The organism is Actinomyces sp. 594 (genome assembly GCF_019325145.1).
In the GTDB taxonomy this organism is placed as follows: Bacteria; Actinomycetota; Actinomycetes; order Actinomycetales; family Actinomycetaceae; genus Actinomyces.
Genome location: NZ_PIZC01000011.1, coordinates 71481 through 81176 on the forward strand (window position 1 = coordinate 71481; position 9696 = coordinate 81176).

The following is a 9696-nucleotide window of genomic DNA, read 5'->3' on the forward strand; positions in this document are numbered from 1 at the left end:
CAGCAAACGGGCACGGGCAGGGCCCGAATGCCTGCGCGCATCAGCGCGGGTTGGCCAGCGCCCAGCGGTAGACCTCCATGGTGCGGTCGGCGATCGCGGTCCAGGAGAAGTGCTCCTCCACCCGCTTGCGCGCGGCCGCACCCATCTGCTGGGCCTTGTCGGCGTCCATGACCAGCTCGGTCAGCCGGTCGGCAAGGTCGGTGGCGAACTGCTCGGGGTGGATGGGAGTGCCGGTGCCGTCTTGCAGCTGCTCGATCGGGACCAGGTAGCCGGTCTCGCCATCGACGATGACATCCGGGATACCGCCAGTGGCGGAGCCGACTACCGGCAGCCCCATCGCCATGGCCTCAAGGTTGACGATGCCCAGGGGCTCGTACACCGAGGGGCAGACGAACACGTCCGAGGCGGCCAGAACCGCTTGGAGCTCGCGGTGCGGGAGCATTTCCTCAATCATGATCAGGCCGGTGCGCTGGGCCTGCAAGGCGGCCACGGCCTCGTCCACCTCGGCCTTGATCTCCGGGGTATCGGGGGCGCCGGCGCACAGGATGACCTGAACCTGCTCGGGCAGCTTCTCCACGGCACGCAGCAGGTGTGGCAGGCCCTTCTGACGGGTGATGCGGCCGACGAACACGATCGTCGGGCGCGAGGTGTCGATGCCGTAGCGCTCGCGGACCTGCTCGGCGAGTGCCTCGAACTCGGCGTCGGCGGGGCGCGCCCAGCCGGCCAGGTCAATGCCGTTGTGAACCACCTTGACCCGTTCGGGGTCAACGTTCGGGTACGACTTCAGGATATCCGCGCGCATGCCGTTGGACACGGCGATAATCGCCGAAGCGCCCTCGTATGCCTGCTGCTCCGCCCAGGAGGACAGGGCGTAGCCGCCACCCAGCTGCTCAGCCTTCCAGGGGCGCATGGGCTCCAGGGAGTGGGCGGAGAGGACGTGGGGGATTCCGTAGAGCAGGCCCGCCAGGTGCCCGGCGAGGTTGGCGTACCAGGTGTGGGAGTGCACGATGTCGGCGCCCTCCACCCCGGGGACCATTTCCAGGTCCACGCCGAAGGTGCGCAGGGCGGCGTTGGCCCCCTCCAGCTCGGCCACCTCCGGGTACCCGGTGACGCCCGCGTCGGCGCCCTCGGTGCCGGGCTCGCGGGGGCCGCCGAAGGCGTGCACACGCACATCGGCCAAGGGCCGCAGCACTTTGGCGAGCTCATTGACGTGGACGCCGGCACCTCCATAGATAAAGGGCGGGTACTCCTTTGTCAGCAGGTCGACTCGCAGTCCGTCATTGATGTTGGTTTCCTCGGTCACAGCACTCTCCTTCGTGGTCGTGCACCCATGCACATCCGGCGGGCCTTGCCGTAGCTCACACAGTATCCCGGACCGTGCTCCGGCGCGCAGTTTTGGCGTGGCGGGGTTCGCCGACCGAGCCGCCCGGCTCGATCCGAATGACAGGCCGCTCGATCTGCGGGTTGATCTACAGGTTGTTTCGAAGGTACTTCGATCCAATCGGCTCAATAGCCTCGCAAGATGACGAAAATCACCGTAAGGTGGGGCCATGGCTTCTCCTCGTGTCCTCGCAATCATCCTCGCCGGCGGTGAAGGCAAGCGCCTGATGCCGCTGACGGTAGACCGCGCCAAGCCCGCAGTGCCCTTCGGCGGCATCTACCGGCTGATCGACTTCTCCCTGTCCAACATGATCAACTCGGGCTTCCTGAAGGTGGTCGTGCTGACCCAGTACAAGTCCCACTCACTGGACCGGCACATCTCCAAGACCTGGCGCATGTCAGACATGCTGGGCAACTACATCGCCCCCGTGCCCGCGCAGCAGCGTGTGGGCAAGCACTGGTTCCTCGGCTCGGCGGACGCCATCTACCAGTCCCTCAACCTGGTTGAGGACGAGCGCCCTGACTACGTGGTCATCACCGGTGCGGACAACATCTACCGCATGGACTTCTCTCAGATGCTCGACCACCACATCGCCTCCGGGATGCCGTGCACCGTCGCCGGCATCCGGCAGCCGCGCGAGCTCGCGGACCAGTTCGGCATCATCGAGTCCGACCCCGACTCCCGCGGCAAGATCAAGGCCTTCGTCGAGAAGCCCAAGGAGACCCCGGGCCTGCCGGACTCCCCCGATGAGGTACTCGCCTCGATGGGCAACTACATCATGGACGCCGACGCCCTGACCGAGGCGGTCACCATCGACGCCGCCGACGAGTCCTCCAAGCATGACATGGGCGGCAACATCGTCCCCTGGTTCGTCTCCCAGGGCGCGGCCGGCGTGTATGACTTCAAGGACAACGAGGTCCCCGGCGCCACCGAGCGTGACCGCGACTACTGGCGCGACGTGGGTACCGTCGACGCCTTCTACGAGGCCCACCAGGACCTGATCAGCGTCAGCCCGGTGTTCAACCTCTACAACAGCCGCTGGCCGCTGTTCGCCGGGTACTCGGGCTCGATGCCGCCGGCCAAGTTCGTGTACGGGCACCACGAGCGCCTGGGCCACGCCGTCGACTCCATCGTCTCTCCCGGCGTGATCATCTCCGGCGGCGAGGTCATCTCCTCGGTTCTCTCCCCCGAGGTACGGGTGAACTCCTGGTCCTCGGTACGGGAGTCCGTGCTCATGGACGGCGTCAACGTCGGCCGCAACACCGTGGTCAACCGCGCCATCCTGGACAAGAACGTTGTAGTCGAGGAGGGTGCCATGGTGGGCATCGACCCTGAGCACGACCGTGAGCGCGGCTTCACGGTGACGGAGTCCGGCATCACCGTCGTCGCCAAGGGACAGCGTGTAGCGCGCTGACCGGTCCAACTCCACTCCACGGCGCATACGCCAGATACGCCCCCGCCCCGGGATCGTTGCGATCCCGGGGCGGGGGCGTATGTGGCGCGCCTGCGTTGGTTACCATCCTGGGCATGCACTCCAGCGCGCTCCCATTCGCCCCACCGCCCGGCCTACCACGCGTATCCGGTGCGCGCGCGAGCGGGGAGCTGGCCGCCCTCGGGCCGGGCCTGCTGGTCATGGATGTGGACTCCACCCTGATCGAGCAGGAGGTGATCGAGCTGATCGCTGAGCGGGCCGGCACTCGCGAGCGCGTTGCCGAGGTGACCGCGCGGGCGATGCGCGGCGAGCTGGACTTTGCCGCCTCACTGCGTGAACGCGTCGCGACACTGGCCGGGGTTCCGCAGACGGTGTTCGCCGCGGTGCTGGAGGAGGTGCGACTGACCCCGGGCGCGCGTGAGCTCATTGAGGCGCTGCATGCACGCGGCTGCCGGGTCGGGGTGGTCTCGGGCGGCTTCGAGGAGGTGGTGTGCCCACTGGCGCGCGGCCTCGGGATCGACCATGTCGCCGCCAACCGGCTGGAGGTGGCGGGCGGTGCGCTCACCGGCCGGGTGCTGGGTCGCATCGTGGACCGCGAGGAGAAAGTTCGCTGTCTGCGCGCCTGGGCACAGGCCGATGGCGTGCCCATGACGCGCACGGTCGCGGTGGGCGACGGCGCCAACGACCTGGGCATGATCGCCGAGGCTGCTTTGGGGGTGGCCTTCTGCGCCAAACCGGTGGTTGCCGAGTCGGCACCGGCCGCGGTGCACGTGCGCGACCTCATGGCGGTGCTGGACCTGCTCTAGCGAGCTTGGCGCACTTGGCAGCCTTGGGGCGTCCTTGGGCGCACTTCGGCGTGCTGTGCCTTGCGCCGGCCGCTCCACGCCACCCCCGCCGAGTTCGGTCGTTATAACCGACGAGTTCGGTCGAAGTGGTGCCGTGGGCCTGTCCGCCAGAATCAGCGCGGAGCCGTGACTATTTCGCTCAGGTGCGCGGTCTTGGGACCGAGACCCGCCCAGTTGACCGGCACCTGCAGCAGAAGCGCTGTGGCGGTGGGAATGCCGAAGGAAACCTGGTCGGCCAAGTCATCTACGGTGTCATGCAGCATGTGGGCCAGCACCGAGACGGTCGGCTCGTGGCCAACGACGAGCACGTGGCGGGTTGTCTCCGGGAGGGGCTGCAACAGGCGGAGGATCCCGCCGGGGCCCTCATGGTAGATCTCCGGCTCCACGCGCGTGAGCGACGGCGCCAGGCGCTCGCGCATGGGGCCGGCGGTCTGGCGTGCACGGGCGGCGGGCGATACCAGAAGCAGATCAAGGCTTGTCACCCGGTGCTCCAAAGAGCGGGCGAGCTCGTCTGCCAGAGTCCGCCCGCGCGAGGTGAGCGGGCGCTCAAGATCGGTGGGGGCGTTATGGGACGCCTTCGAGTGCCGTACCAGTACGAGAAGCTTCCCGGCGGGGTCAGTCGTCACGCGGATACCCTACCGTCAGGCGGAGGGCGGCGCCGCCGTCGGCGTGGATCACCTGACCGGTTGTGGCCGGCAGCCAGTCGGACAGCAGCGCGACGGCAGTGCGGGCCACGGGCTCGGCATCGTTGCGATCCCAACCGAGCGGGGCCGCATCCTCCCAGTTGGCGGCCAGCGTATCCATGCCGGGGATGGCAGAGGATGCGGGCGTGACCAGCGGACCGGCGCTGAGGGCATTCACCCGCACGCCCGCCGGTCCCAGCTCCACGGCGAGCGCCCGCACGCTCGCCTCCAGCGCGGCCTTCAGGGGACCCATCCAGCCATAGCCGGGGTGGACGTGGCCTGTGTCGAAGGTGAGTGCAAGCACCGACGCGTGCGCGGAGAGCAAATGCCGTACGGCGTCTACGAGCGCCTGTAGTGAGGCCGCGGAGGCGGTGAAGGCCTCGGCCAGTGCCCGACCGCGTGCCCCGGGATCCGTGACGGTTGCGCCTGCGTCCGAACGATTGCGTGTAAGCGTGCCCAGCACTGCGGCGTCGGCGTGGGCGATGGCGTGAACGACGCCGTCCACCTGATCCACTCCTGCCTCTTGCAGCCGGGGGGCGAGGCAGGCAAGGGAGTCAGGGTCGGTGACGTCCAGGGGCACAATCGCGTGCACTCCACCGTAGCGGCGGGCGACCGCCTCACTCAGGCGGAGTGTGCGCGGGTGGCCGGTCATTACCAGGCGGGCTCCCTGCGCGCGGCAGGCGACGGCGATGGCGGTGGCAATGGAGGCCGGGCGCAGCACGCCGGTAACCAGGATGGTGCGCCCATCCAGCATTCCCCCGGATGGGTGCGGTTGCTCGCTCATGCCGCCAGCTTCGCACGTGGCGGCGAACATGTCGTGGATGTGCCAGCATGTGCCGGTGAGTGCATCGCCTGAAACGACCCAGCCGGCGGCTACGCCAGTCGTTGAGCCTGCTCCGCTATCGCCCATCCCCGCACAGTCCGCCCGGCGCGGGGCGGGCGTCGCCGCGCCGCTACGCATCGGCCCGTTGGAGATCGCCACGCCGGTGGTGCTCGCCCCCATGGCCGGAGTCACGAATGCCTCATTTCGGCGCTTGTGCCGCATCTACGGGGAGGGGGCGCTGCCCTCCGCGCTGCGCCCGGCACAGGAGGGGCCGGTCACTACCCAGGAAGGCGCGCTGTCCGCCCCGGCGGGTCTGTACGTCACCGAGATGGTCACCACCCGAGCCCTGGTGGAGCGCAACGCCAAGACTCTGGCGATGGTGCGGACGGACCCCACCGAACGGGTGCGTTCGATTCAGCTGTACGGGGTGGACCCAGCGACCGTGGCTGCGGCGGTCCACATCCTGGTGGCCGAGGACCTGGCTGACCATATTGACCTGAATTTCGGCTGCCCCGTCCCCAAGGTGACTCGAAAGGGCGGTGGCGCCGCCCTGCCGTGGAAGCGGGACCTGCTGGAGGCGATCATGCGTGCGGCGGTGCAGGCTGCACGCTCCGCCGGCGCGGCCGCCCGCCGCGAGCGCGAAGTGCCGGTAACGGTCAAGATGCGCCTGGGGATTGATGACGAGCACGAGACCTTCCTGGATGCGGCCCGTATCGCTGCAGACGCCGGAATCGCGGCTCTGGCACTGCACGCGCGCACGGCCCGGCAGCACTACTCCGGCCACGCGCGTTGGGAGCAGATCGCCCGTTTGAAGGAGACCACCGCACTGCCGGTGCTCGGAAACGGGGACGTGTGGAGCGGCGACGACGCCGTGTCCATGCTTGAGCAGACTGGTTGCGACGGCGTCGTGGTGGGGCGCGGCTGCCAGGGACGGCCGTGGCTGTTCGCAGACATCGTCTCGGCCATGCACGGGCGGTCCGGGCGGACCAGCCCCGACCTGGATGCGGTGGTTGCCGTGATCAAGGAGCACGGGCGACTGCTGGCGGCCGAGCTGGGTGAGGACCGGGGCGTACGCGATCTGCGCAAGCACATCGGCTGGTACCTGAAGGGCTACCCGGTGGGTGGCGCGGCACGCGCAGAGTTGATGCGTGTGTCCTCGCTACCGGAACTGGACACCGCGCTGGCACGTATGCGTGCACGGCTGCCGCAGGATGTGCCCTATCCGGGTCCGGCGGCGGAGGGACCGCGTGGGCGGGCGGGTAGTCCGCGTTCCCCGCACCTGCCCGAGGGCTGGTTGGACTCTCCCTTCCTGGACGAGGAGGATCGGGCACTGCTGGCCGACGCCGAGCTGGACGTATCCGGTGGCTGAGCCGGTACGTTGCGCGCGGCGGCTCAGCCGCCGAGTTGCGCCTGGAACCCGGTGATGGGCCTACGCAGCCTGTCGCAACCGGCTCCCGCACCGGCGCGGTCACGCGTCGGCAGGCTCTCCGGTGCGGCACAGGGCGGCGGCGATCGCCGTCGTCACCGGGATGGCCAGTACCAGGCCAATGGATGACACCAGGGTGCGCACGACCTCTTCGGCGATCTCGCCCGAAAGCAGGGTGGCGGCCAGCGGCCGGTCGATCAGCGAGGCCGCCAGAATCAGCGGCAGGGCCGTGCCGGCGTAGGCGAAGGCGAGGGTGTAGACGGTGGAGGCGATGTGGTCACGGCCGATCCGCATGCCTCCGGTGAACAGCCGCGCACGGCCCAGGGCTGGGTTGGCGGCGTGCAGCTCCCACACGGCGGAGGCCTGGGTGATAGTGACGTCATTGAGCACGCCCAGGGCCGCCACCACCATGCCGCAGGTCAGCAAGGCCTGCAGGTTAATACCGCCCACCATCGCCGTGAGGGTCAGGGCGGTCTCCTCGGTGGCGCCGGTGAGGTTAGCGGCGTCCACGCCCCACAGTGACAGCAGGACCGTGATGACCACGCCGGCGAAGGTGCCCAGCAGTGCCGTGGTGGTGCGCACGGAGATGCCGTGGGCGACGTAGACCGCCAACAGCATCATGGCCGAGGCGCCCACCAGCGTCACCCACATGGGTGAGGCCAGATCCAGTAGCGCCGGGATCATGAAACCGAGCAGGACGCCCGTTGCGAGCAGCAGTCCCAGCACGCTGAGAGCACCCTTACGGCCGGCGACGGCGACGACGAGTACCAGGTACACCACCGCCAGCGCAGCCACCGGCACCTGGCGGGCGTAGTCGACGAACACGTACGGGGTGCCGGAGGCCAGCGCAGCGGGGGTGTACATCACCTGCAGGTGGTCGCCGACTTCGGCTGCTGCCAGGGACTCGGAGGGGATGTGCACCGGCATGACCAGGCCCTCGCCTTCGCCGGAGGTGATGCGCGCGCACACCGCGTCGGCGAGCAGCGATTCGTTGGCGACTCCCTCCAGCGCTCCGGTGGTGTCGGCGCAGGCGGCGGTGTTCAGGGAGGTGATGGTGGCCGATTCGAGAGCGGCGCCGTCGGCGGTGAAGGGCTGGGAGCCGACCAGTGAGTTCCCACTCGGCCACAGCACGATCAGACCGATCAGTGTGGCCACCACCAGCGGGATGACGATCGCCGCCAGCACTAGGCGCACCCGCCGGGCCTCGGCCGCGCCCAGGTTGAGAGGGCCGGAATGGCTGTGCGCCGCCAGGGATGCGTGCGGGTTCGAGGCGCGCGGGCCGGCAGTGGTATCGGCCCGGCCGGTAGGTGATTCCCCGGCGTGCACGTTGCTCGGCCCGTCGACAGGCAGTTCGGCGGGCGCTGCGGCAGAGGCTGGCGTCGTCTCGTCGTTCACACGGCCATCATGCCCGCCGGCGGCGTCGATCCGCGCGCACCGCGCAGGCACGTCGCCCTGAGGCGACCGGCCCCGGCCTGAATCGGCTTGAGGCAACTCGGGCGGCACGAGCCTGGCAGGTGTGCGCCGACCAGCCGCCCATCCCCGGGCCAAACCCAGGTGCGTTGCACGACGTCGGGCCGCGTTGCACGACCTTCGGGTGCGTTGCACGACCCCCGGGTGGTCGTGGAACACACACCAAGGTCGTGCAGTGTCACCGAGGTCGTGCAGTACGAGGCCCGCGGCACCGCAAAACGAGACCGACCAGCGGTCCAGGAGTACGGACAGCGTGGACCACCGGATTACTCCCGCGGATGCTGGCCGGCCGAGGCACCAAAACCCACGGATACCATTAGCGGCGCCCCAGACACCCACTTATCCACAGTCGACGATGCGAGAGTGGTCATCGCACCCAACTTCGGCGAATGCTGGAGACATGCCCACCTCGCCTGACCTAGCTCACGACCGTGCTCGCGACCGTGATCTGTTTCCCGTGCTGATTCACACCGGTCGGCATGACCGCGCCGGCGTAGAGTTCCCCCGCTCCGCGCTGCGGCTTGCTCCCGGCATTCACTGGGTTCCAGCCCCTGAGGCGAAGCGCTGGCAGCATCGCTATACCTTGGCCTTGGCACGCGCCATAACCGCGCAAACAACGCACCGCTCCGCGTGCTGCCTCACGCACGCATCCGCGGCCCTTGTGCTTGGCCTGCCAATGATGACCCAGGAACCGGACGTATACCTGGCGGTTCCCAGCACGCCCAAGCGAGTTGGCACGCCGCTGCCCTTGATCAGTGTGCCTCCCACGGGACCGCCGCGGTCGAGCGCACACGAGGACTTCTACTGCCGGCAGATCATGCTTTGGCGCCGACACTTGGACCTCCCGGAGGAAGACATCACCGTGGTCGGCGGGGTGCCGGTCACCACCGTGTTACGCACCGCCTTCGACTGTGCGTTCGACGAGCCCGCACACAACGCCCTGGCGATTGCCGACGCGGCGCTGCGGTTGTACTGCCGATCGCAGCCGAACGACCACCGTGCGTATGCAGACGCCGAGAAGCGGGCTCGCGACACCTGGCAGGAGTGGCTGCAGCGATCCCCGCACAGGCGCGGAATTGCACAAGCACGTGCCGTACTGGAAGCGGCGACGCCGTTAGCAGACTCTCCTGGCGAAAGCGTCATGCGCTGGTTGACTCTCGTGCTCGGACTTGCAGCGCCACAAGTGCAGTACCGGGTGAGCGACCACGCGAGCATGTGGTGGCTCGACCTGTGCTGGCCCGAGCACGGGATCGTCATCGAGGTTGACGGCCGTGTCAAGTACAACACCAGGGAGGACGCCTGGCAGGAGAAACTGCGTCAGGACGCCATCCAGGCCATGGGTTGGCGATTCATACGCGTGACTTACGGGGAGTTCCGCGATCTGCGCGCGCTGGCGGACAAGATCCTCGCGGCCTTTCCGCCCGGGGTTGTCGCCTCGCTCAGACCCAACCGCGTCCTGCTGCGGCCGGGTACGAGATTGGAGTCGGGCCTGTGCGAGGGCTCGATGCTCGGGCTGCGGCGTCGGTGAGCGGTGCCGCGCAATATGTCGATTTACGACCCCGGCTGCGTTGCACGACCTTGGTGCCTGTTGCACGACCACCCGGGGGTCGTGGAACACACACCAAGGTCGTGCAAC

8 protein-coding genes are annotated in these 9696 nt (G+C 68.6%); 4 read left to right on the plus strand and 4 right to left on the minus strand.

What is annotated here, in order from left to right:
• Positions 1-40: 40 nt before the first annotated feature.
• Positions 41-1273 carry a glycogen synthase gene (gene glgA, locus GZ998_RS01500; RefSeq protein ID WP_161925349.1) on the minus strand — a complete coding sequence of 411 codons (1233 nt, stop codon included), beginning with the start codon at positions 1271-1273 and terminating at the stop codon, positions 41-43.
• A 277-nt stretch (positions 1274-1550) separates the two neighbouring features.
• Here glgA and glgC point away from each other — a divergent pair, with 277 nt between their 5' ends.
• Both glgC and serB read left to right on the plus strand, forming a co-directional pair.
• Positions 1551-2795, plus strand: a complete 1245-nt coding sequence (glgC, locus tag GZ998_RS01505; protein ID WP_219108531.1) for a glucose-1-phosphate adenylyltransferase — start codon at positions 1551-1553, stop codon at positions 2793-2795.
• 113 nt (positions 2796-2908) lie between these two features.
• Positions 2909-3619 (plus strand): phosphoserine phosphatase SerB, encoded by a 711-nt coding sequence (gene serB / locus GZ998_RS01510; protein ID WP_161924249.1) that lies wholly within the window; start codon positions 2909-2911, stop codon positions 3617-3619.
• Positions 3620-3771: 152 nt separating this feature from the next.
• Here serB and GZ998_RS01515 read toward each other — a convergent pair whose 3' ends face one another.
• Together GZ998_RS01515 and GZ998_RS01520 are read right to left on the minus strand one after the other, a co-directional pair.
• Positions 3772-4284, minus strand: a complete 513-nt coding sequence (locus GZ998_RS01515; RefSeq protein WP_219108533.1) for a histidine phosphatase family protein — start codon at positions 4282-4284, stop codon at positions 3772-3774.
• The gene (locus tag GZ998_RS01520; protein WP_219108535.1) at positions 4274-5125 is read right to left on the minus strand and encodes an SDR family oxidoreductase; all 852 of its coding nucleotides are present in this window, start codon (positions 5123-5125) and stop codon (positions 4274-4276) included. Before GZ998_RS01520 ends, GZ998_RS01515 begins: the two co-directional genes overlap by 11 nt.
• Positions 5126-5162: 37 nt before the next feature.
• Between GZ998_RS01520 and dusB the strand changes: the two genes are divergently transcribed.
• Positions 5163-6533, plus strand: a complete 1371-nt coding sequence (gene dusB, locus GZ998_RS01525) for a tRNA dihydrouridine synthase DusB (protein ID WP_219108544.1) — start codon at positions 5163-5165, stop codon at positions 6531-6533.
• Positions 6534-6632: 99 nt separating this feature from the next.
• Here dusB and GZ998_RS01530 read toward each other — a convergent pair whose 3' ends face one another.
• Positions 6633-7841 (minus strand): YibE/F family protein, encoded by a 1209-nt coding sequence (locus GZ998_RS01530; protein WP_257504914.1) that lies wholly within the window; start codon positions 7839-7841, stop codon positions 6633-6635.
• An 898-nt stretch (positions 7842-8739) separates the two neighbouring features.
• Here GZ998_RS01530 and GZ998_RS01535 point away from each other — a divergent pair.
• Entirely contained in the window at positions 8740-9588 is an 849-nt protein-coding gene (locus tag GZ998_RS01535) for a hypothetical protein (protein ID WP_219108537.1), read from the plus strand.
• The last annotated feature ends 108 nt before the right edge of the window (positions 9589-9696 follow it).

Coding starts and splice junctions, on each gene's coding strand:
- GZ998_RS01520 (WP_219108535.1), bottom strand. CDS start 5,125: ATGAGCGAGCAACCGCACCCATCCGGGGGAATGCTGGATGGGCGCACC.
- glgC (WP_219108531.1), top strand. CDS start 1,551: ATGGCTTCTCCTCGTGTCCTCGCAATCATCCTCGCCGGCGGTGAAGGC.
- GZ998_RS01535 (WP_219108537.1), top strand. CDS start 8,740: ATGACCCAGGAACCGGACGTATACCTGGCGGTTCCCAGCACGCCCAAG.
- dusB (WP_219108544.1), top strand. CDS start 5,163: ATGTGCCAGCATGTGCCGGTGAGTGCATCGCCTGAAACGACCCAGCCG.
- serB (WP_161924249.1), top strand. CDS start 2,909: ATGCACTCCAGCGCGCTCCCATTCGCCCCACCGCCCGGCCTACCACGC.